This window comes from Pseudomonas sp. AAC (assembly GCF_000725445.1).
Lineage (GTDB): Bacteria > Pseudomonadota > Gammaproteobacteria > Pseudomonadales > Pseudomonadaceae > Pseudomonas > Pseudomonas citronellolis.
Map to the genome: position 1 here is coordinate 175,293 of NZ_KL647101.1, position 21,278 is coordinate 196,570.

A 21,278-nucleotide genomic window follows, 5' to 3' on the forward strand; every position below is an offset into this window, starting at 1 on the left:
CATCAAAAAAATACGAAAATTCCTACATCAAGGCGAATAGTCAAAAAAACCGCCTGACCTATATCAAGCGATTCCCCTCCTCCCGCCCCCAAGAATGTCCCCGCACCCCGATGCCGTGAAGGCACCGGAGCGGCGCGGCCCAGCCGCGCATCCACCAGCGCCTGGCGAGGCCAGGCCACATCGTCCAACGACCGCGGATCGGCATCGGCAGCCCGCGTCTGCCGCGCAGTTTCCCCTCGTGCCCTCACGCCCGTTGGCTCACGCCCCGCCCTTCCACGAAACGGCGGTGCAAGGAGGTGAATCATGCGTTTCCAGAAGACGGCCCTGGCGCTTCACATCGCCCTGGCCACGGCCCTGACTTTGTCCACGCAGGCGGCCAGCGCCGCTTGCAGTGGCGACTCTGCCAGCAGCACGCTGACCTGCGACGTGCCCCTGTACTACGGCAACCCGAACGGTTACGACAACATCGTGATCAACACCACCGCCACCGGCGGCACCTCGCCGCTGGCGGGCTTCGGCATCTACGGCAACGGTTCGACCTACAACCTGAACAACGTGGCGATCACCACCAGCGGCAGCAAGGCGGACGCCATCCAGGCCAACAACGGCACCAACAACATCCGTATCGAGACGTTCAGCGTCGTCACCACGGGCTCCTCGGCCGACGGCATCAACGTCACCGAGAACGCGGTCAATTCGACGGTCAGCATCGGCGACAACGCCTCCATCAGCGCCGAGGGCGGCGGCATGGGCGTCCGTGCCAACACCTCGAAGAACGGCGGCAAGAACCAGATCGTGCTCGGCAAGAACGCGCACATCACCACCGCCGGCGGCGGCGGCAACTGGCTCGACGGCACCGGCTACGCCGTCTACGCCGGGAACCGCGACCTTAGCAACACCACCTACAAGGGCGACGCCGAAGTCACCCTCGGCGATGGCAGCGTGATCCTCACCAAGGGCAACTCGGCCCACGCCGTCTACGCCAACCGCGGCGGCGTGATCAACCTCGGCGACACCCGCATCACCACGGAGAAGACCAACGCCTACGGCATCTATGCCCAGACCCTGAGCGACGCCAATGGCCCGCGCGGCGGCCAGGTCAACCTGGGCGGCGACACCCAGGTGACGGTGACCGACGGCAACCGCGCCCTCTACGCCAGCGGCGCCGGCTCGCACATCAGCAGCAGCGACGGCGCCGCCGTCTACCGGTTGGACAGCAGCGCCGCGGCCGACCAGTCCGGCCGCCTGGGTGCCGCGCTGCTGGCCGACCAGGGCGGCGTCATCGACCTGAAGATGGCCGCCGGCTCCTACTTCAACGGCAGCACCGCCACCGCCAGCGACGGCCAGGTGCACCTGGCCCTGGACGGCGCCAGCAGCTGGGTCATGACCGCCGACTCCAACCTCAGCAGCCTGGCGCTGGGCAGCGGCGCCACCCTGGAGTACGCCCGCAGCGGCGAGGCCGCCGACTACAGCCACAAGACGCTTACCGTGGACGGTGACTTCAGCGGCGGCGGCCGCCTGATCATGAACACCCACCTGGGCGACGACGGTTCGGCCACCGACCAGTTGCTGGTCAAGGGCAGCACCTCCGGGCAGACGCAGGTCACGGTGAACAACACCACCGGTGTCGGCGCCGAGACCTGGGAAGGCATCCGCATGATCGAGGTTGCCGGCCTGTCCGAGGGCGAGTTCCGCTCCGACCGGGTCACCGAGGGCGGCTACGAATACGTGCTGCGCCGCGGCGGGACCTTCGTCGGCTCCAGCGGTTCGGAGAAGGACTGGTACCTCACGTCCTACAAACCCACCGTCGATCCCGACCCGGAACCGGAACCCGAGCCGGAACCCGGCCCCGGTCCGACGCCTGAGCCGCAGCCGGACCCCGATCCCGAACAACCGCCGGTACCACCGGTAACGCCGCCGTCCGGCGACAGGGACCGTGTCCGCCAGCCGGAAGGCGGCGCCTACACCGCCAACCTGGCGGCGGCCAACACGCTGTTCCTGCACCGCCTGCACGACCGCACCGGCAACCTGACCTACGTCGACCCGGATACCGGCGAGGCCCGCACCTCGATGCTGTGGATGCGTAACGTCGACGGCGCCGGCCGCTGGAACGACAGCACCGGGCAGTTGAAGACCGAAAGCAACCGCTACGTACTGCAGCTCGGCAGCGACCTGCTGCGCTACAGCAATGACAAGGGCGACTGGGTGCTCGGGGTCATGGGCGGCTACGCCAAAGGCAACTCCAGCAGCCGCTCGCGGATCACCGGCTTCAGCGCCAAGGGCGAGATCGACGGCTACAGCCTGGGCCTCTACGGCACCTGGTACGAGGACCGCGAGGACGAGAACGGCGCCTACGTCGACACCTGGGTGCTGTACAACCGCTTCGACAACGAGGTGCGCGGCGAGCAACTGGCCAAGGAGCACTACGACTCCGACGGCATCACCGCCTCCATCGAGACCGGCAAGACCTTCCGCGTGGCGCAGACCGGGAAGGCCAGCGTCTACCTGCAGCCCCAGGCGCAGGTGGTCTACATGGGCGTCAAGGCCGACAGCCACCGCGAGGCCAACGGCACCCGCGTCACCGGCAAAGGCGACGGCAACCTCATGACCCGCCTGGGCGCCCGCGCCGCGCTGCGCAGCAACGACGACGAAGCCGGCTTCGCCAGGCGCTACGCCGTGGAGCCCTACCTGGAAACCAACTGGATCCACAACTCGGACGACTTCGGCGCGAAGATGGGCAGCTCGCGCTTCGAGATGGACGGCGCCAGCGACATCCTTGAGGTCAAGCTGGGCGCCACCAGCAAGGTCAACAGCCGGGTCAACGTATGGGGCGAGGTAGCCCGCCAGCACGGCGACAACGGCTACCGCGACCAGACCTTCACCCTCGGCCTGAAGATCGACTTCTGAACCCTGCCCGCGCCCCGGCCTCTGCCGGGGCGCGCTTTCTCAGCCGACGAAACGCAGCGCCGCGGTCAGGTCGCCCATGGGCTGCTGGCCGCGGGCGCGCATGGCGTCGTCGCGCAGTTTCAGGCCGTCGAGCTTCTCCAGGTCGAACACCCGGGTGATCAGGCGCAGGATCGAGCCGGTGTCGTAGACGGTGTGGTCCACCGTGCCGTGGCGGGCGAAGGGCGAGACCACCAGCGCCGGGATGCGTGAGCCGGGGCCCCAGCGGTCGCCCTTGGGCGGCGCCACGTGGTCCCACCAGCCGCCGTTCTCGTCCACCGTGATGACGATCACCATGTTCTGCCACTGCGGGCTTTCCATCAGGTGCTTCACCGCGCGCACGATGTGCCGGTCGCCGCTGGCCACGTCGGCGTAGCCGGCGTGCATGTTGAGGTTGCCCTGGGGCTTGTAGAAGCTCACCGCCGGCAGCTTGCCGGCGCGGGCGTCGGCGAAGAAGCGGTTGCTCGACGGGTCGTCGCCCAGGCCGCCGTCGCGCAGGCGTTTGGCGCGTTCCTCCGGGTGTTCCGGGCCCTGCTGGACGAAGTAGTTGAACGGCTGGTGGTGGTACTGGAAGTTGGGAATCTTCGGGATGCCGGCGGAGTTCCTGTACTGCTCCAGGGTGGCTTCCCAGGCGCCGGCGTACCACGCCCAGTCCACGCCCTTCCTGCTCAGCTTGTCGCCGATGTGTTCGTGACGCTGCGGCACCATCACGTTGGGTTGGTCCGGCAGCGCGTAGTCCGGGCGCTCGGGGTCGCGCTGCACGGTCGGCCAGTAGGGCGGGAGCATGGTGTTCACGCCGTAGCCGTCGGGGGTCAGGGCGCTGGGGCCGAACTTCGGTGCGCCGCCAGCGACGCTGGCGGGCGAGTCGTCCAGCGGTTTCAGCCGCGGGTCGGCGGGATTGTCGCTCATCAGTTGGGCGATCTGCGTGCGGGCCGGCGAGTTCTGCACGTCCGGGTACACCGGGGGGGTCGCCGCCACCAGGTACTGGTGGTTGAGGAAGGAACCGCCGAAGGCGCCCTGGAAGAAGTTGTCGCACAGCACGAAGTCCCGGGCCAGGTCCCACAGGCGCAGGCTGTACGGGCTCTGCGCGTAGTAGCCCATGGGCAGCGCGCCGGAGTCGGCCCAGGCGACGAACATATCGTTGCGCCCGCCGTTGATCTGCATCTGGTTCTGGTAGAACACGTGCCACAGGTCGCGGGTCACCAGGCCCAGGGGCAGGTCCTCGCCCTGCGGGCCCTTGAGCGCGAAGGGCGCGTTGGCCAGGTTCTGCTGGTACTGCACGCCCTCGGCGTAGTTCACGCCTTCCAGGGTCTGGCCGACCTGCAGCACGCCGCCGTACACCGGCGGCAGCTTGTCCAGCAGGCGGCCGTCGCGGTCGCGCTGCTGGTAGTCGGCCGGCTGCAGCGACGACAGCGGTTTCTCCACGCCGGGGAAGTCGCCGAACAGGTTGTTGAAGCTGCGGTTCTCGGCGTAGATCACCACGATGTTCTGCACCTGCTCGCGCAGCGCCCGATCCAGCTCGGTGCCGCTCAGCTCGCGCACCGCTTCGGCAGCCTGCGCCGTGCCCTCGCCCACCAGGCCGGCCAGCGCGGCGCCGGCGCCCAGGGCCGCGGCGCCGCCGAGGAAGCGGCGGCGGCCGGCGTCCGCCAGTGGCTGGGCATCGTCCTGCCCGGGATTCTGATCGCGCTTGTCGCTCATCGACGGCTCCCCCATGTCGGAAATCGCGGCACTCTAGCAGTCCCATGTGACAGGCGGACGAAGGCTCTATGACAGGCCTTTCCAAAAGCCTTGCGAGAATCCCCTGAATCCCCCGTCACATTTGTGCAACCCGGGCGTCACACGAGCTACACCGGCTGGGCGGAGACTGCCGTTCATGAGCACGACTCCCCTGCGCATCGCGCTGATCAGCGAAACCTTCCCGCCGGAAATCAACGGCGTGGCCAACACCCTCGGGCGCCTCGCCGCCGGGCTGCTACAGCTCGGCCACCGGGTGCAGGTGGTGCGCCCGCGGCAGCACGTCGACGACGGCCGCCACAGCGACGACGAGTTGCTGCTGACCCGCGGCTGGCCGCTGCCCGGCTACCCCGGCCTGCAATGGGGCCAGTCGTGCCTGCACAAGCTGCTGCGGCACTGGCGGCGGCTGCGCCCGGACGTGCTCTACATCGCCACCGAGGGCCCGCTCGGGCTGGCCGCCCTGCGCGCCGCGCGGCGCCTGCGGATTCCCGCGCTGAGCGGCTTCCACACCAATTTCCAGCAGTACAGCGCGCACTACGGCCTGGGCCCGCTGACGCGCCTGGTGACGGCCTACCTGCGCTGGTTCCACAACCGCACCCAGCGCACCCTGGTGCCCAGCGCCAGCCAGGCGCTGGAGCTGGAGCGCCGCGGCTTCGCCCACCTCGCCCAGTTGGCACGCGGCGTGGATGGCCAGCTGTTCCAGCCCGGCCGCCGCGACGATGCCTTGCGCCGCGAGTGGGGCCTGGGCGAGCAGGACATCGCCGTGCTGCACGTCGGCCGCCTGGCCGCGGAGAAGAACCTCGGCCTGCTCGGCCGCGCTTTCAACCAACTGCGCGCCGCCCACCCGCAGCTGAAGCTGCGCCTGGTGATCGTCGGCGACGGCCCGCAGCGCGCGCAGCTCGCCCGCGAACTGCCGGATGCGATCTTCTGCGGCCTGCAACGCGGCGAGGAACTGGCCCGGCACTACGCCAGCGGCGACCTGTTCCTCTTCCCCAGCCTGTCGGAAACCTTCGGCAACGTGGTGCTGGAAGCGCTGGCCTCGGGCCTGGCGGTGGTCGCCTACGACCAGGCCGCCGCGGCCCAGCACATCCGCCACGGCCACGACGGCGCGCTGGCGATACCCGGCGACGAGGCCGATTTCATCGATGCCGCCAGCTGGTTGCTGGAAGACCGCGAGCACCTGCGCCGGGTGCGCCTGAACGCCCGCCGGCACGCCGGGCGCCTGGAATGGCGGAGCATCGTCGAACGCTTCGAGGGCTACCTGCTGGAGGCCATCCGCCAGCCGCTGCCGGCGCCGGCCAACGGCACCGGCGCGCTGGGCGCCGATACCGTGCGCAAGTGATCAGGCGAAGGGCTTGGGCTCGGCGGCGAACGACAAGCTCATGGCCCCGGCGCCGAGGTTGATGCCCCCGGTCGGGCTGAGCATGCCCAGGTGCATGGCGATGCCGCGCTCGCCGCAGGCCTGCTCCAGCGCCTCGAAGCCCGGCAGGTCGCGCAGCGCCGAAGGGTCGCCGGCGTAGCTCAGGCCGACGTGCGGGGCCAGCAGTTCGCCGGCCTCCACCCGCGCGCGGGCGAAGTTGAGCAGGCGCTCGGCGGACTTCTCGTAGTTCGGCGACACCGACACCGGCTTGTCCTCGCCCTGCACCAGGCTCAGCACCGGCTTCATGTCGAGCATCGAGCCGATGCCGAGGAAGGCGCCGCGCAGGCGGTCGCCGATGCTGCTGCGGTCGCCCTTCTGGAAACCGCGGCGACGCACGTGGCCCAGGTCGTTGGCGACCAGGAAGGTGTTCATCTGCTGGCTCAGCTGCTCCAGGCGCGTGCGGATGGCGTTGGGGTGCTGGTCCTCGCCGAGCAGGCGCGCGCCTTCGGCGGCCAGCACCGCCAGGCCGGCGAACACCGTCTGGCTGTCCACCACGCGCAGCGCGAAGGGGCCGTTGATGCCGGCCGCGGCGCGTTTCTCGCGGTAGTTCTGCAGCAGGCCGAAGGAGGCCTGGGTGGCGTTCTCGAAGATCGGGCTGCGCGCGCTGCTGACGGTCAGGCAGATGACGTAGTCGAAGTCGGTGACCAGCTGTTCCAGGAACCAGGCCTGGGTTTCCACGGCGGTCAGCGGCTCGCTGCCGTCTTCCGGGGCGACCTTGGGCAGTTCCTCGGCGTAGAAGCGCAGGGTGGTGTCGGGGTCTCGATCGTCGATGATGCGCCGCTGGCCCACCCGGATACCGATGGGCAGGACGCGGATGTTGTTGGCAGAGAGGAATTCGGGGGGCAGGTCGCAGGTCGCATCCACCACCAGGCCGATCCGCATGGCTTAGCTCCTTTGGCCGTGTGCCGGCCTATTGTTGTGTGTTAGCCGCCCTACAATGCCTGTTTCCGACCTTCAAGTCAGCAGATCGGAAGGCCTACTTCGGAAAAGATTTGTAAATTTGGCGGAAATGGCCTTAGGAAAAGGACAAAAGAAACCGCCCGGGGAAGTGCCCCGGGCGGTCTTGTCAGTCCGCGGCGATCAGGCCAGGGACATCAGCGCATCGCGGCTGAACGGCTTGATGTCGGCCAGGCGGCCGTCGCGCACCTTCAACGCCCAGTCCGGGTCCACCAGCAGCGCGCGGCCCACCGCCACCAGGTCGAACTCCTGCTTGCCCAGGCGCTCCAGCAGGCCCTCGATGCCCGAAGGCTGGGCCACTTCGTCGGTCTTGCCGAAGAAGGCCAGGAACTCGCTGCCGTCCAGGCCGACGTTGCCCACGGTGATGGTCGGCTTGCCGGTGAGCTGGCGCGTCCAGCCGGCCAGGTTGAGGTCCGAGCCTTCGAACTCGGGAATCCAGAAGCGGCGGGTCGAGCAGTGGAAGATGTCCACGCCGGCCTCGGACAGCGGCTTGAGGAACGCCGCCAGTTCTTCCGGGGTCTGCACCAGGCGCGCGGCGTAGTCCTGCTGCTTCCACTGCGAGAAGCGGAAGATGATCGGGTAGTCCGGGCCCACCGCCTCGCGCACGGCGCGGATCAGCTCGATGGCGAAGCGCGAGCGGTTGGCCAGGCTGCCGCCGTATTCGTCGGTGCGCTTGTTGCTGCCGTCCCAGAAGAACTGGTCGATCAGGTAGCCGTGGGCGCCGTGGATCTCCACGCCGTCCATGCCGATGGCCTTGGCGTCGCGGGCGGCCTGGGCGAAGGCGGCGATGACGTCCTGGATGTCTTCCCTGCTCATTTCATGGACCAGCACCTGGCCGTCCTTGACCTTGCCGCTGGGGCCGTAGCCGGGGACGCTGGCGTCCGGCTCCACGCCCAGGCGGCGCACGGAACCCACGTGCCACAGCTGCGGGACGATCTTGCCGCCTTCGGCGTGCACCGCGTCGACCACCTGCTTCCAGCCGGCCAGGGCGTCCTCGCCATGGAAGCGCGGCACGTTCGGGTAGCCGTTGGCGGCCTTGTGGCCGACGGTGGTGCCTTCGGTGACGATCAGGCCGACGCCGGCGGCGGCGCGGCGGCGGTAATACTCCACCACCTGGGCGTGGGGCACGCCGCCCGGGCTGAAGTTGCGGGTCATCGGGGCCATGACCACGCGGGTCGGCAGCTCCAGGTTGCCGAGGCGGAAGGGCTGGAACAGGCTCTCTACGGATGCGCTCACGAAGGTTCTCCAGGGGCGGCCGGGCGGCCCGTCCCGTCAGTGGGTTGCATGATGTTCAGGCCGCCAGCACCCGCTCCAGGCGGGCGATGAAGGCTTCCATGGGTTGCAGCGAGCCGCTCGCCTTCAGCCGCCCCAGCACGCCTTGCCAGGCGTTGGCGATGAAGTTGGCGAGGTTCTCGCAGTCCTCGTCCGCGGCCAGCTCGCCGGCGCGCTGCGCCTCGGCCAGGCAGTCGCGGAGGATGTCGGCGCCGCGCTGGAGGATGGCGTCGACCTGGGCGCCGATGGCCGGCGACAGTTCGGCCATCTCGAAGCTGAGGCTGCCGATGAAGCAGTGGTACTCGGCCTTCTCCTGGCGGGCGAAGTGCGCCAGCAGCTCGGCGTAGTAGCCGAGGATGCGCGCGCGCGGGCCCAGCGCCGGGTTGCCCAGGGCCTCGGCGTAGCGCTGCAGGCGCGAGCCGTAGATGTGCTCCAGGGCCTGCAGGGCGAAGTCTTCCTTGCTCTCGAAGTAGTGGTAGAAGGAGCCCTTGGGAATGCCCGCGGCCTGGACGATGTCCTGCACCCCGGTGCCGTGGTAGCCGCAGCGGGTCATGACCGCCGAGCCCTTGGCCAGGATGAGGTCGCGCTTGTCGAGTCGGATGCTGGTGTTCATGGGGCGCAGGATATGACCGGTCGTCTCGCCCTGCCCAGCACTATTGATGGCGGTGATTCTGCGCCACAGGCAGCGGCCTCAGTGCCAACTGACGTGCCGCTCCAGCGCGAAGCGCAGGCGCACCTCGTCGAAGCCCTCCATGGGACAGCTGGCATGGATGAGGGAAATGCCGGCAGGATTGGCGCAAGCGCCCTCTCCTGCCGGTGCGCGGGCTCAGCCCAGGGCCTTCTCGATGGCCTGCACCAGGGCCGCGTCGTCCGGCGCGGTGCGCGGGCTGAAGCGCGCCAGCACGCGGCCGTCGGGGGCGAGCAGGAACTTCTCGAAGTTCCAGGTGATGTCGCCGGGGAACTCGGCGCCCTCGCCCGCCAGCAGGCGGTACAGCGGATGGCGCTCGGGGCCGTTGACCTCGAGCTTGGCCGACATCGGGAAGCTGACGCCGTAGTTCAGCGAGCAGAACGACTGGATGTCCGCCTCGCTGCCCGGCTCCTGGCCGGCGAACTGGTTGCAGGGCAGGCCCAGGACCACGAAGCCGCGGTCGCGGTATTGCTGGTAGAGCTTCTCCAGCCCGGCGTACTGCGGGGTCAGACCACACCTGGAGGCGACGTTCACCACCAGCACCACCTTGCCCTTCAATGGGGAGAGCGGCAGATCCTGGCCATCCAGGCCACGCAGAGTCAGATCGTGAAAAGCGCTCATTGGAGTACTCCTTGAATGAAATAGGCACACGAAGTGCCGTGCGCCCGGCCGGACAAGTCGTCCACGCGGCGCATCCCAGTCGGTTCGGGAAAAAGGCCCAGCGTCCGTGCATGCGAAAGGCGCCCTCAGGCGCCTTTCACGGGTACAAGCTTAGCAGCTCCGACCGGGTGTCACCGGGCCATCAATCGGCCCGACGAAACACCTCAGTGGTGGTGGCCGCCCTCGCCATGGATGTGGCCGTGGGCGACTTCTTCCTCGGAAGCTTCGCGCACGTTGACCACCTTGACCTTGAAGTTCAGGCGCTGGCCGGCCAGCGGGTGGTTGCCGTCGACGGTCACGTCGTCGCCGTCGATGTCGCGGATGGTGACGATCTGCATGCCGCCGTCCGGAGCGGAAGCGTGGAATTGCATGCCGACCTGCAGCTCGTCGACGCCTTCGAACATTTCGCGGCTCAGGGTGGCGACCAGCTCGGCGCTGTATTCGCCGTAGGCTTCGCCCGGCTCGATGGCCACGTCCAGCTCGTCGCCGACCTGCTTGCCTTCCAGGGCCTTCTCCAGACCGGAGATGATGTTGCCGGCACCATGCAGGTACACCAGCGGAGCGCCGCCGGCGGAACTGTCGATGACCTCACCTGCATCGTTGGTCAGGGTATAGTCGATGGAAACCGCCTTGTTGGCTGCGATCTGCATGGGGAAGAACCTTTCCGAAAAAGAAGTTGAGCGGACAAGTCTACGCCGGGCCGGGGATGAAAGCGACCCGAAGGCGGACGGATGGCCCGTGCGCGAGCCGCCGCGCCTGCTTGACTTCCATCAGGACGAGGACGGCCACTGGGTGGCAGTGTTGTCCTGCGGCCACACCCAGCACCTGCGCCACCAGCCGCCCTGGCAGTCGCGCCCCTGGGTGCTGGACGCAAAGGCCCGCGCGGCGCTGATCGGCCGGCCCTTCGCCTGCGGCTGGTGCGCCCGGGCAACCCACTCCGACGACAAGGACTGAGACGAGCATGGCGGCACGCAACATCCTGGTAATCAACTGCGGCAGTTCCTCGATCAAGTTCGCCCTGGCCGGCGAGGACCGCGAGGGCTTCGTCCTGCACGGCCTGGCCGAGCGCCTGGGCGAGCCCGGCGCGGTGCTCGGCTGGGTGCGCGGCGGCCAGCGCGACAGCCTGGAACTGGGCGACGGCGCCGGCCACGAGATCGCCCTGGCGCGCCTGCTGCCGCTGGTGGAGCAGGCCGTTAAGGGCCCGCTGCACGCCATCGGCCACCGCGTGGTGCACGGCGGCGAGCGCTTCACCCAGGCCTGCCGGATCGACGCCGAGGTGCTCCAGGCGATCCGCGACACCGTGCCCCTGGCGCCGCTGCACAACCCGGCCAACCTGCTGGGCATCGAGGCGGCCATGGCGCTTTATCCACAGCTGCCCCACGTCGCCGTGTTCGACACCGCCTTCCACCAGAGCCTGCCGCCGCGCGCCTACCGCTACGCCCTGCCGGAGCCGCTGTACCGCGAGCAGCACGTGCGCCGCTACGGCTTCCACGGCACCAGCCACCGCTACGTCAGCCACCGCGCCGCCGAGATCAGCGGCCTGGCCCTGGGCGACAGCTACTGGATCTCCGCGCACCTGGGCAACGGCAGCTCCACCTGCGCCATCGCCGAGGGCCAGAGCCGCGATACCAGCATGGGCCTGACGCCCCTGGAAGGCCTGGTGATGGGCACCCGCAGCGGCGACGTCGACCCCAACCTGCACAGCCACCTGGCGCGCACCCTGGGCTGGAGCCTGGAGAAGATCGACCACATGCTCAACCACGACAGCGGCCTGCTCGGGCTGTCCGGCCTGTCCAACGACATGCGCACCCTGGAGCACGCCCGCGAGCAGGGCCACGCCAACGCGGCGCTGGCCATCGAGGTGTTCTGCTACCGCCTGGCCAAGTCCCTGGCGGCCATGACCTGCGCCCTGCCGCGCCTGGACGGGCTGATCTTCACCGGCGGCATCGGCGAGAACTCGCCCCTGGTGCGCAACCTCACGGTGCAGCACCTGCACGTGATGAACCTGCAGCTCGACGGCGAGGCCAACGCCCGCTGCGTGCGCGGCGTCGAGGGGCCGATCCACGCCCAGGGCCATCCGCGGGTGCTGGTGATCCCGACCAACGAGGAACGCCAGATCGCCCTCGACACCCTGGCCGTGCTCGGCTGAAGATTGCCTCCCCGGCCCCACAAGGGCCGCAGCGAACCCGAACGGCTTAAGGAGCCCGGATGCATACCTTCTTCATCGCCCCGACCGGCTTTGGCGTCGGCCTCACCTCCATCAGCCTCGGGCTGATCCGCGCCCTGCAGCGCGCCGGCCTGAAGGTCGGCTTCTACAAACCCATCGCCCAGCCGCAACCCGGCGACGACGGCCCGGAACGCTCCAGCGAGCTGGTGGCCCGCACCCACGGCCTGAAGCCGCCCACCCCGCTGCCCCTGGGCAAGGTCGAGCGGATGCTCGGCGACGGCCTGCTGGACGACCTGCTCGAAGGCATCATCCACGAGTACCGGGCCGCCGCCGAAGGCCAGGACGTGATGATCATCGAGGGCATGGTCCCCACCCGCCACGTCAGCTACGCCGCGCGCATCAACTTCCACCTGGCCAAGAGCACCGACGCCGAGGTCATCCTGGTCTCGGCGCCGGAGAACGAGACGCTCAACGAGCTGTGCGACCGCCTGGAGATCCAGGCCCAGCTGTTCGGCGGCGCCCACGACCCGAAGCTGCTCGGGGTGATCCTCAACAAGGTCCGCGACGTCGACGAGGAAGGCCGCCCGCTGGAAGGCGAGGCCGCCGCCCAGCGCTTCGCCTCGCGCCTGAGCGAGCACTCGGCGCTGATGCGCGGCGGCGAGTTCCGCCTGCTCGGCTGCATCCCCTGGCAGGACGACCTCAACGCCCCGCGCACCCGCGACGTGGCCGACCTGCTCAACGCCAGCGTGCTCAACGCCGGCGACTACGAGCAGCGCCGGGTGCAGAAGATCATCCTCTGCGCGCCCTCGGCGCCGAACACCGTGCACCTGCTCAAGCCCGGCGTGCTGGTGGTGGTGCCGGGCGACCGCGACGACATCATCCTCGCCGCCTGCCTGGCGGCGATGAACGGCGTGCCCCTGGCCGGCCTGCTGCTGTGCAGCGGCCTGGCGCCGGACGCGCGGATCATGGAACTGTGCCGCAGCGCCCTGCAGAGCGGCCTGCCGGTGCTGACGGTGAACACCGGCTCCTACGACACCGCCGGCGACCTGACGCGGATGAACAAGGAAATCCCCATCGACGACCGCGAGCGCGCCGAGCACGTCACCGAGTACGTCGCCGGGCACATCGACTTCGAATGGCTGCGCGAGCGCTGCGGCGCGCCCCACGAGCCGCGCCTGTCGCCGCCGGTGTTCCGCTACCAGTTGACGCAGCGCGCCGCCCGCGCCGGCAAGCGCATCGTCCTGCCCGAAGGCAGCGAGCCGCGCACCGTGCAGGCGGCGGTGATCTGCCACGCCCGCGGCATCGCCCGCTGCGTGCTGCTGGCCAAGCCCGACGACGTCCAGGCGGTGGCGCAGATGCTCGGCATCGCCCTGCCGGCGGACCTGGAGGTCATCGACCCGGACCTGGTGCGTAGCCGCTACGTCGAGCCCATGGTGAAGCTGCGCAAGGGCAAGAACCTCAACGCGCCCATGGCCGAGCAGCAGTTGGAAGACAACGTGGTGCTGGGCACCATGATGCTTGCCCTGGAGGAAGTGGACGGCCTGGTCTCCGGCGCCATCCACACCACCGCCAACACCATCCGCCCGGCGCTGCAGCTGATCAAGACCGCGCCGGGCTACAACCTGGTGTCCTCGGTGTTCTTCATGCTGCTGCCCGACCAGGTGGTGGTCTACGGCGACTGCGCGGTGAATCCCGATCCTTCGGCCAGTGACCTGGCGGAGATCGCCCTGCAGAGTGCCGACTCGGCGCAGGCCTTCGGCATCGTCCCGCGGGTGGCGATGATCAGCTACTCCACGGGGGACTCGGGAACCGGCGCCGATGTCGAGAAAGTGCGGGAAGCGACGCGCATCGCGCAGGAAAAACGCCCCGATCTGTTGATCGACGGGCCCTTGCAGTATGATGCCGCCGCCGTCGCCGGCGTCGGCCGCCAGAAGGCCCCCGACAGCCCGGTGGCCGGCCGCGCCACGGTGTACGTGTTCCCCGACCTGAACACCGGGAACACCACCTACAAGGCGGTGCAGCGCAGCGCCGACTGCATCAGCATCGGCCCCATGCTGCAAGGCTTGCGCAAGCCGGTGAACGACCTGTCGCGCGGCGCCCTGGTGGAAGACATCGTCTACACCATCGCGCTCACCGCGATCCAGGCCGACACGCAACAGACCTGATCGATGGAGGGCCGCCCAGTGGCGGCCCAGGCCAACGCCGGCACAGGAAGGTGCCACCCGAACAGCGGGGCCGGAACCCCGACCACGCGCCGCCCCGAGCGTCGCCCATGTACAAGGAACATCCATGCTCAACTTCCTTCCCCATGCCCTGCGCGGCTCGCTCGCCGGCCTGCTGCTGATCCTCAGCACCCTGTGCTGGTGCGTCCCGCTGTTCGGCATGACGCTGTTCAAGCTGCTGCTGCCCTTCGCCCCGGCCCAGGCGGTTTGCCGGCGGATCATGGGGCTGATCGCCGAAGGCTGGATCAGCTGCAACAAGGGCTGGATGAACCTGGTGCAGCGCACCGGCTGGAACGTCCAGGGCCTGGAAGGCCTGGAGTACGACCATTCCTATCTGGTCACCAGCAACCATCAGAGCTGGGTCGACATCCTCGTCCTGCAGTACCAGCTCAACCGGCGCATCCCGCTGCTGCGCTTCTTCCTCAAGCAGCAGCTGATCTGGGTGCCCGTCATCGGCCTGTGCTGGTGGGCGCTGGATTTCCCCTTCATGAAGCGCTACAGCAAGGCCTACCTGGCGAAACACCCGGAGAAGCAGGGCCAGGACCTGGCCACCACCCGCAAGGCCTGCGCCAAGTTCAAGCGCATCCCGGTGGCCATCTTCAACTTCCTCGAAGGCACCCGCTTCACCCGCGCCAAGCACGACGAGCAGGGCTCGCCGTTCCAGCACCTGCTCAAGCCCAAGGCCGGCGGCATCGCCTTCGTCCTCGACGCCATGGGCGAGCAGCTGCGCACCCTGGTCAACGTGACCATCCACTACCCCGACGGCAGCCCGACCTTCTGGTGCCTGCTGTCCGGGCGCCTGAAGCGCGTGGTGGTGCGCTTCGAGGAGCTGGAGATCCCGCGGCAGTTCATCGGCAAGAGCTACGACCAGGATGCGGATTACCGGGCGGAGTTCCAGCGCTGGGTGAACCAGCTGTGGGAGCGCAAGGATCAGATGCTGACGCAGTTGCACCGGGAGTATCCGGCGGGGGCTTGAGGGGGTGCGCTTTTCGGGTGGGGCCGCATACGCCGAGGCGCTTTTCGTAGGATGGGTTGAGCGAAGCGATACCCATCGAACCCTGGTGATGGGTATCGCTTCGCTCAACCCATCCTACGGGGCTTGGCGTGGGTTGTGGTGAAGGTGAAACGGCGGATAACCACGAACGGTTATCCGCCCTACGTCACGGTCAAGCCTGGCGTAGGGCGCATAACGCCTACGGCGTTATCCGCCGTCTGGCCTTGGCCCGAGGCGACTTCGGGTTCGACTTTGGCGTGGGTCGTGGTGAAGGTGAAACGGCGGATAACCGCGAACGGTTATGCGCCCTACGTCACGGTCAAGCCTGGCGTAGGGCGGATAACGCCGGACGCCCCGGTGGCACGACCAATACCCCTGTCCCAACAAAAAGCCCGCCAACCCAGGCCGTGTGAAAACCTAGCCGTCTGAGTGGAGGCCGAAGACAATGCCCGTATCGATCGATACGGGCATTGTCGTTTATGGGCTACATCCAGGGAGAGGCGCGCGGTCAGGACAGTCTGTTTCCTCCGTCATTGGACGAACTGGTTCCCGAGGACCATCTGGTGCGGGTGATCGAGGCCTATGTGGCGCAGCTGGACCTGCAGGTCCTGGGTTTCAGCAAAGCGCAGCCGCAGAAGACGGGGCGGCCGGCCTACGATCCCGCGGACCTGCTCAAGCTTTACCTGTACGGCTACTTCCAGCGCATCCGTTCCTCGCGCCGGCTGGAAGCCGAGTGCCGGCGCAATGTCGAGGTGATGTGGTTGCTGGGCCGGTTGGCACCGGACTTCAAGACCATTGCCGACTTCCGCAAGGACAATGGGGCGGCCTTTCAGGCGACCTGCCGGGCCTTCGTGCAGTTCTGCCGTCAGGTGGGGCTGATCAGTGGCCAACTGGTGGCCATCGATGGCAGCAAGTTCCAGGCGGTGGCGTCGCAGCGCAAGCACCTGAGCCTGGCCAAGCTCAAACGCCAACAGGCCAAGCTGGAGGCGCAGATTGCCCGCTATCTGGCGGAGCTGGACGAGGCCGACCGTAGCGAAGCGACTGAAGTGGTCGATCGCAGCGCGGTCAAGGCCGCGCTGCAACACCTGGAGAACCGGCATGCCGACAACCTGACAGCCCAGGCACTGATGGAGGCGCAGGGGCTGGAGCAATTCGTGGTTGGCGAGAGCGAAGCCCGCCTGATGCGCACTCACCAAGGAGTCAAGGTGGCCTTCAACGTGCAGAGTGCGGTGGATGGTGAGCATGGCCTGATCCTGCATCATGCGGTGACCCAGGACGGCAGCGACAACCAGCAACTGGAACCCATGGCCAAGGCCGCCCAGGCCGTGCTGGAACAGGCGCACTTGACGGTCACGGCGGATGCCGGCTACTCCAATGGCGAGCAGTTCCAGGCCTGTGACGAGGCCGGCATCACCGCCTATGTGCCGGCGAATCGGGGGATCAACAATCAGGGCGACGGTCCCGCGCTGTTCGACCGCAGCGCCTTTACCTACGACGCGGAAACCGACCAGTACCAATGCCCGGCGGGCGAATGGCTGCCGCTCAAGCAGGTGAACGGCAAGCAGCGCATCTATGCGGCCCGCACCGATTGCAGCGCTTGCCCCTTGCAGCCGCAGTGCACGAAAGCCAAACGCCGACACGTCACCCGGCATGCCCATGAAGCGGCTTTCGAGCGCATGCAGCAGCGGATGCAGGCCCATCCGGAGATGATGGTCAGGCGCCGGTCCATCGTCGAACATCCCTTCGGCAACCTGAAACAGTGGATCCTGGGCAACGGCCGCTTCCTGCTCCGCCAGTTGCAGGGGGCGCGCACGGAAATGGCCTTGGCGGTCAACGCTTACAACCTGAAACGGGCCCTCAATGTGCTCGGTGCTCGCCGGTTGATCGAGCTGATGGGCTAAAGCCCACCCTTTTTCCATGGCCCAGAAACACCAACGCCCCGAACCAGTCGGGGCGTTGGCTTGGCCTGCAGTCAGGGTATTTTCACACGGCCTGATTCGCCGGGCTTTCTTCATCCAGGCAACGCTTACTGATACTGCTGCTGGCCACCTTGCGGCGCAGTGCCCTGGGCGCCCGGCAGGGCCTTCAGGTTCACCTCGACGCGACGGTTCTGCGCACGACCATCAGCAGTGGAGTTACTGGCAATCGGCTGGTCCGGCCCCATGCCGCGGGTGCTCACGCGAGTACCGTCGACGCCCTGTGAGGTCAGGTAGGTCGCCACGCTCTGCGCCCGGCGCTGCGACAGGTCCATGTTGTGCTGGCGGCTGCCGGTGCTGTCGGTGTAGCCGACGATCTCGATGCTGTTCTGGTTGAACTGCTTGAAGGAGTTCGCCAGGTTGTTCAGCGGCGCGTAGAAGGACGGAGCGATGTTCGCCGAGTCGGTGGCGAAGGTGATGTTGCCCGGCATGATCAGCTTGATGTCATCGCCCTGGCGCTGCACCTGCACGCCGGTGCCCTGCATCTGCTGGCGCAGCTGGGCTTCCTGCTTGTCGGCGTAGTAGCCGTAGCCGGCACCGGCCATGCCGGCCACCGCGGCGCCGATCAGCGCGCCCTTGCCGCGGTTGTCGTGGTTGATCGCCGCGCCGGCCACGGCGCCGGCCAGCGCGCCCAGGCCGCCGTACTTGGCGGTCTTGCTCACGCCGCCCTCCTGCGGGACCTGGGTGTTGGGGTCATAGGGATTCTGCGAGGCGCAACCGGCCATGAGAGCGAAGGCGGTGACGGCCGCGACCATGGACAGACGACGTGCGGTGAACATGAAGGAGGACTCCTTGAAAGCGATACGCCCTTTCCCGGGCGGCAGGTTAGAGCTTGGAACGTGCAAAAGATTCCACAACAACCTTAAGCACGAATGAACGGATTCTCGCGCATTTCATCGCCCAGGCGCGTGTCCGGGCCGTGGCCGGTAACCACGGTGGCCTCCTCGTCCAGGCTGTACAGGCGCTGTTTGATCGAACGCTCGATGGTGGCGTAGTCGCCGCCCCACAGGTCGGTGCGGCCGATGCCGCGGCGGAACAGGGTGTCGCCGGCGATCAGCAGCCTGGCGCCGGGGAACCAGAAGCTCATCGAGCCCGGCGTGTGCCCCGGGGTGTGCAGCGCCACGCCGCAGCCGCAGGCCAGCTCCTCGTCGTCCTGCAGCCACTGGTCCGGCGACGGCACCGGCTTGTAGGGCACGCCGAACATGCGGCACTGCATCTCCAGGTTGTCCCAGAGGAACTGGTCGCCCTGGTGCAGGTGCAGGGTGGCGCCGGTCTTCTCCTTCATCTGCCCGGAGGCGAGGAAGTGATCCAGGTGCGCATGGGTGTGGATGATGCTGACGACCTTGAGGCCCAGGGCGTCGAGGCGCTGCAGGATCAGCTCGTGGTCGCCGCCCGGGTCGACCACGATGGCCTTCTTCGTCACGGGGTCGCCGATGATGGTGCAGTTGCACTGCAGGGGGCCGACGGGGAAGGTTTCGCGGATCAGCGCGGGCTGGGCGGCGTCCATGGGGGTATTTCCTGACAGGTTTCGACAAACGCCAAGGGTGACGGCAAAGCCGCTGCGCTTCAACTCCCCGTGTTCAGTCGGCGCGGTAGTCGGTGGGCAGCTTGCCGGTCCACTTGCGGAACGCCCGGCGGAAGTTCGACGGGTCGTTGAAGCCCAGCAGCAGGGCGATCTCGTACAGCGGCAAGTGGGTGGTGGTGAGGTACTGCAGGGCCAGGCGCTTGCGCACGTCGTCCAGCACCTGCTGGTAGGTGGTGCCCAGGCTGGACAGGTGCCGGCGCAGGCTGCGGCCGCTGGTGTGCAGCTCGCGGGCGGCGCTGTCCAGGTCGGGGAACTCGCCGGGGCGCGCCAGCAGCAGGCGGCGGATGCGGGTGAGCAGGCCTTCCTGCACGTCCAGGCTGGCCAGCAGCGCCTCGCACTGCTGCTCGCACATCTGCACCGTGGCCGGGTTGGCCAGGGCCATGGGGCGGTTGAGGTATTCCCGCGGCAGGCTGATGAAGTGGAACGGCTGGTCGAAGGCCGCCGCCACGCCGAACACCTCGGTGTAGCGCTCGGCGTAGGGCGGCGCGGGGAAGGCGAAGCCGACCTCCACGCCCTGCAGCGGCTCGCCGACGAGGAAGCGGGCGATGGTGTACAGGCTGGTCATCAGGCCCTCGCCGGCGAAGCGCTGCATGGGCCCCAGGGGGATCGACTCGCTGGCGCGCAGCTGCGAGCGGTCCTGCTCCTCGACGCGCTCCAGGTCGTAGGCCAGGCCCAGCACGCGGTAGTACTTGAGGGCGAAGTCGATGGCCTTTTCCAGGTTGGCGCTGGACAGCACCGCGTAACCGAGGATGCCGTGGGTGGAGACGTTCAGGCGCTGGCCCAGCAGCAGGCCGAAGGCCGGCTCGCCGCAGTTGGCCAGGGCGGCGCCGGCGAGCAGGTTGAAGTCGACGAAGGACAGGCGCCCGGCCGGGCTTTGCAGCACCTCAGGGCGCACCCGGGCCAGTTCGAACAGGCGCTGGCGCGGCACGCCGAGCTCCTCGGCGAGGTCGAGCAGGGCCTGGGCGTAGGCCACGGGAACCAGTTCGGCGGTGAAGTTGAGCGGTTGCTTCATGGGCTTCTTCTTGTTCTGACCGCTGGCCGGATATGACCGGAAATTTGGCAGAAGATAACCTTGTGAGCCTTCCCCCGCAAGCCCAAGATCGGTGCCATGGAAACCCACAACAATGGAGCCGTCATGGCCAGCACGACCCCCGCAGGACTGGAAATCAAGCCACGGCACATGGACTTCGAGCTGCCCGATCCGCTGCCGCGCCACTGGCACGGCGGGGACGCCTTCAAGTCGCACCTGTTCGACGCCATGTCGGTGCTCTTCCCCGATGGCGAGCGCTTCTTCATCGACTCGGTGCGCAACTTCCGCGAGCAGATCGCCGACCCGCTGCTCAAGGAGCAGATCCGCGGCTTCATCGGCCAGGAAGGCCACCACAGCCGCGAGCACCTGGTGTACAGCCAGCGCCTGAAGGACCAGGGCTACGACATCACACGCATCGAGAAGCTGGCCCAGGCGCGCATCCGCTACACCCAGAAGAAGTTCAGCACCCGCCGCCAACTGGCGGCCACCGCGGCGCTGGAGCACATCACCGCGATCATGGCCAACGGCCTGCTCACCAACCCGCGCACCCTGGAAGGCGCCGAGCCGGTGATGCAACGCCTGTGGCGCTGGCACGCGCTGGAGGAAACCGAACACAAGGCGGTGGCCTTCGACGTCTACAACCAGGTCTGCGGCAGCCGCCGCCTGCTGCGCCGGGCGATGGTGATGGCGACCTTCTTCTTCGTCCTCGACACCTTCCGCGGCCTGGTGCACATGCTCAAGCGCGACGGCCTGCTGTGGAACTGGCGCGTGTGGCGCGACGGCCTGAAATGGAGCTGGGGCAAGGACGGCGTGTTCCGCCCGCTGCTGCGCGAATACCGCGACTTCTTCCGCAAGGACTTCCACCCGTGGCAGCACGACAACCTCGACCTGCTGTACCAGGTGCGCAAGGAATACGATGCGCAGCCGATGGCGCATGCGGGTTGATTCCGGCTTTCCCACAACACCCCGCCTCGTCGGGGCGTTGGTGTTACGGCTTTTCGTAGGATGGCGTTGAGCGAAGCGATACCCATCACCATGGCCCGATGGGTTTCGCAGGCTCAACCCATCCTACGAAAAGCGCCTCGGCGCAGCCTGCGTCCAGGTCCGCACGAAAGGCGTTCCCCCTGCACAACGAAAAAGCTCCGGCGAACCGGGTAATGCTGTTCACTTAAGAAAGGATGCCGTTTCTCTGCCTGGGGGAAACGGTATTTTTCATTTGGGGTTATGGCTTGGCTCGCGAAGCTTGCCTCACTCCGGCCTTAACCTCGTCATTGCCGCGAACAATACTTGCGCTGGCCCGAAGGGGAATAACCCAGTTGCCTTGGCTTGGGTGTTTCTGCGCCGCACCGAGTCTGCCCGACCGTCTTGTTTCGCCCCCTCGGGCGAGTCCCTTTTGTCAAACGCCACAAAAGGAACCAAAAAGGCTTGCCCCGACATACGGGCCCGATGGAGCCGGGCTACCCTCGCGAATTCCCCCGCCACGGAGGCCCGCCCCGAGGGTACGTCCCTGTAGCCCATCGGGGCTCTCGCGACATCCATGTCGCATGACCTCCTGAGCGCCGGTTTCGCTCGGCCTGCTGAAGGGGCGTTTCGGAGTGCGCGGATGTTTCTCTGGAAGTCTCAAGAGCAA

General features: G+C 67.8%; 17 protein-coding genes. 8 read left to right on the forward strand and 9 right to left on the reverse strand.

Going from position 1 to position 21,278, the window contains the following annotated elements; genetic code table 11:
- The first annotated feature begins 303 nt into the window (after positions 1 to 303).
- Positions 304 to 2,907 (forward strand): autotransporter outer membrane beta-barrel domain-containing protein, encoded by a 2,604-nt coding sequence (locus FG99_RS26295; protein ID WP_043273155.1) that lies wholly within the window; start codon positions 304 to 306, stop codon positions 2,905 to 2,907.
- A gap of 39 nt (positions 2,908 to 2,946) precedes the next feature.
- Here FG99_RS26295 and FG99_RS26300 read toward each other — a convergent pair whose 3' ends face one another.
- Positions 2,947 to 4,641 carry an acid phosphatase gene (locus FG99_RS26300; protein ID WP_043273156.1) on the reverse strand — a complete coding sequence of 565 codons (1,695 nt, stop codon included), beginning with the start codon at positions 4,639 to 4,641 and terminating at the stop codon, positions 2,947 to 2,949.
- Between the two features lie 175 nt (positions 4,642 to 4,816).
- Between FG99_RS26300 and FG99_RS26305 the strand changes: the two genes are divergently transcribed.
- Positions 4,817 to 6,019: a glycosyltransferase family 4 protein gene (locus FG99_RS26305; RefSeq protein WP_043273158.1), complete on the forward strand. Its 1,203-nt coding sequence runs from the start codon at positions 4,817 to 4,819 to the stop codon at positions 6,017 to 6,019.
- Here the strand turns inward: FG99_RS26305 and FG99_RS26310 are convergent, their stop codons facing one another.
- From FG99_RS26310 to slyD, 5 genes are all read right to left on the reverse strand, one after another.
- Positions 6,020 to 6,979: a DegV family protein gene (locus FG99_RS26310; protein ID WP_043273160.1), complete on the reverse strand. Its 960-nt coding sequence runs from the start codon at positions 6,977 to 6,979 to the stop codon at positions 6,020 to 6,022.
- 198 nt (positions 6,980 to 7,177) lie between these two features.
- Entirely contained in the window at positions 7,178 to 8,290 is a 1,113-nt protein-coding gene (locus tag FG99_RS26315) for an NADH:flavin oxidoreductase (RefSeq protein ID WP_043273162.1), read from the reverse strand.
- A gap of 55 nt (positions 8,291 to 8,345) precedes the next feature.
- On the reverse strand, positions 8,346 to 8,939 hold the full coding sequence (locus FG99_RS26320; RefSeq protein WP_009616035.1) for a TetR/AcrR family transcriptional regulator: 594 nt from the start codon (positions 8,937 to 8,939) through the stop codon (positions 8,346 to 8,348).
- 213 nt (positions 8,940 to 9,152) lie between these two features.
- Entirely contained in the window at positions 9,153 to 9,635 is a 483-nt protein-coding gene (locus FG99_RS26325; protein ID WP_009616034.1) for a glutathione peroxidase, read from the reverse strand.
- Positions 9,636 to 9,838: 203 nt separating this feature from the next.
- Positions 9,839 to 10,324 carry a peptidylprolyl isomerase gene (slyD, locus tag FG99_RS26330; RefSeq protein WP_009616033.1) on the reverse strand — a complete coding sequence of 162 codons (486 nt, stop codon included), beginning with the start codon at positions 10,322 to 10,324 and terminating at the stop codon, positions 9,839 to 9,841.
- On the opposite strand from slyD, the gene FG99_RS26335 reads away from it, so the two are divergent.
- The 5 genes from FG99_RS26335 (at position 10,293) to FG99_RS26355 (ending at position 16,958) form a co-directional block, all read left to right on the forward strand.
- Positions 10,293 to 10,628, forward strand: coding sequence for a DUF3565 domain-containing protein (locus FG99_RS26335; RefSeq protein WP_081884745.1), 336 nt, complete (start codon positions 10,293 to 10,295; stop codon positions 10,626 to 10,628). The two genes, slyD and FG99_RS26335, sit on opposite strands and share 32 nt — an antisense overlap.
- 7 nt (positions 10,629 to 10,635) lie before the next feature.
- Entirely contained in the window at positions 10,636 to 11,823 is a 1,188-nt protein-coding gene (locus FG99_RS26340; RefSeq protein WP_043273164.1) for an acetate kinase, read from the forward strand.
- A 59-nt stretch (positions 11,824 to 11,882) separates the two neighbouring features.
- Complete coding sequence (gene pta, locus FG99_RS26345) at positions 11,883 to 14,006, forward strand: phosphate acetyltransferase (RefSeq protein WP_009616030.1); 2,124 nt, start codon at positions 11,883 to 11,885, stop codon at positions 14,004 to 14,006.
- A gap of 124 nt (positions 14,007 to 14,130) precedes the next feature.
- Entirely contained in the window at positions 14,131 to 15,039 is a 909-nt protein-coding gene (locus FG99_RS26350; protein ID WP_043273166.1) for an acyltransferase, read from the forward strand.
- A 497-nt stretch (positions 15,040 to 15,536) separates the two neighbouring features.
- Positions 15,537 to 16,958, forward strand: a complete 1,422-nt coding sequence (locus FG99_RS26355; protein ID WP_043273167.1) for an IS1182 family transposase — start codon at positions 15,537 to 15,539, stop codon at positions 16,956 to 16,958.
- Positions 16,959 to 17,083: 125 nt separating this feature from the next.
- On the opposite strand, the gene FG99_RS26360 is transcribed toward FG99_RS26355, so the two are convergent.
- The 3 genes from FG99_RS26360 to FG99_RS26370 all read right to left on the reverse strand — a co-directional run bounded on the left by FG99_RS26360 (position 17,084) and on the right by FG99_RS26370 (position 19,630).
- Positions 17,084 to 17,812: a YiaD family glycine zipper/OmpA-like lipoprotein gene (locus FG99_RS26360; protein WP_009616028.1), complete on the reverse strand. Its 729-nt coding sequence runs from the start codon at positions 17,810 to 17,812 to the stop codon at positions 17,084 to 17,086.
- Between the two features lie 83 nt (positions 17,813 to 17,895).
- Positions 17,896 to 18,540: an MBL fold metallo-hydrolase gene (locus FG99_RS26365; RefSeq protein ID WP_009616027.1), complete on the reverse strand. Its 645-nt coding sequence runs from the start codon at positions 18,538 to 18,540 to the stop codon at positions 17,896 to 17,898.
- Between the two features lie 73 nt (positions 18,541 to 18,613).
- Positions 18,614 to 19,630: an AraC family transcriptional regulator gene (locus FG99_RS26370; RefSeq protein ID WP_043273169.1), complete on the reverse strand. Its 1,017-nt coding sequence runs from the start codon at positions 19,628 to 19,630 to the stop codon at positions 18,614 to 18,616.
- Between the two features lie 123 nt (positions 19,631 to 19,753).
- Here FG99_RS26370 and FG99_RS26375 point away from each other — a divergent pair, with 123 nt between their 5' ends.
- Positions 19,754 to 20,593, forward strand: a complete 840-nt coding sequence (locus FG99_RS26375) for a metal-dependent hydrolase (protein ID WP_043273170.1) — start codon at positions 19,754 to 19,756, stop codon at positions 20,591 to 20,593.
- Positions 20,594 to 21,278: the final 685 nt, after the last annotated feature.

What these genes read in the sequence shown, in the direction of transcription:
- FG99_RS26360 (WP_009616028.1), bottom strand. Translation starts at nt 17,812, where the DNA reads ATGTTCACCGCACGTCGTCTGTCCATGGTCGCGGCCGTCACCGCCTTC.
- FG99_RS26335 (WP_081884745.1), top strand. Translation starts at nt 10,293, where the DNA reads ATGGAAACCGCCTTGTTGGCTGCGATCTGCATGGGGAAGAACCTTTCC.
- FG99_RS26355 (WP_043273167.1), top strand. Translation starts at nt 15,537, where the DNA reads ATGGGCTACATCCAGGGAGAGGCGCGCGGTCAGGACAGTCTGTTTCCT.
- FG99_RS26300 (WP_043273156.1), bottom strand. Translation starts at nt 4,641, where the DNA reads ATGAGCGACAAGCGCGATCAGAATCCCGGGCAGGACGATGCCCAGCCA.
- FG99_RS26295 (WP_043273155.1), top strand. Translation starts at nt 304, where the DNA reads ATGCGTTTCCAGAAGACGGCCCTGGCGCTTCACATCGCCCTGGCCACG.
- FG99_RS26340 (WP_043273164.1), top strand. Translation starts at nt 10,636, where the DNA reads ATGGCGGCACGCAACATCCTGGTAATCAACTGCGGCAGTTCCTCGATC.
- slyD (WP_009616033.1), bottom strand. Translation starts at nt 10,324, where the DNA reads ATGCAGATCGCAGCCAACAAGGCGGTTTCCATCGACTATACCCTGACC.
- FG99_RS26365 (WP_009616027.1), bottom strand. Translation starts at nt 18,540, where the DNA reads ATGGACGCCGCCCAGCCCGCGCTGATCCGCGAAACCTTCCCCGTCGGC.
- FG99_RS26305 (WP_043273158.1), top strand. Translation starts at nt 4,817, where the DNA reads ATGAGCACGACTCCCCTGCGCATCGCGCTGATCAGCGAAACCTTCCCG.
- FG99_RS26375 (WP_043273170.1), top strand. Translation starts at nt 19,754, where the DNA reads ATGGCCAGCACGACCCCCGCAGGACTGGAAATCAAGCCACGGCACATG.
- FG99_RS26310 (WP_043273160.1), bottom strand. Translation starts at nt 6,979, where the DNA reads ATGCGGATCGGCCTGGTGGTGGATGCGACCTGCGACCTGCCCCCCGAA.
- pta (WP_009616030.1), top strand. Translation starts at nt 11,883, where the DNA reads ATGCATACCTTCTTCATCGCCCCGACCGGCTTTGGCGTCGGCCTCACC.
- FG99_RS26350 (WP_043273166.1), top strand. Translation starts at nt 14,131, where the DNA reads ATGCTCAACTTCCTTCCCCATGCCCTGCGCGGCTCGCTCGCCGGCCTG.
- FG99_RS26370 (WP_043273169.1), bottom strand. Translation starts at nt 19,630, where the DNA reads ATGAAGCAACCGCTCAACTTCACCGCCGAACTGGTTCCCGTGGCCTAC.
- FG99_RS26325 (WP_009616034.1), bottom strand. Translation starts at nt 9,635, where the DNA reads ATGAGCGCTTTTCACGATCTGACTCTGCGTGGCCTGGATGGCCAGGAT.
- FG99_RS26320 (WP_009616035.1), bottom strand. Translation starts at nt 8,939, where the DNA reads ATGAACACCAGCATCCGACTCGACAAGCGCGACCTCATCCTGGCCAAG.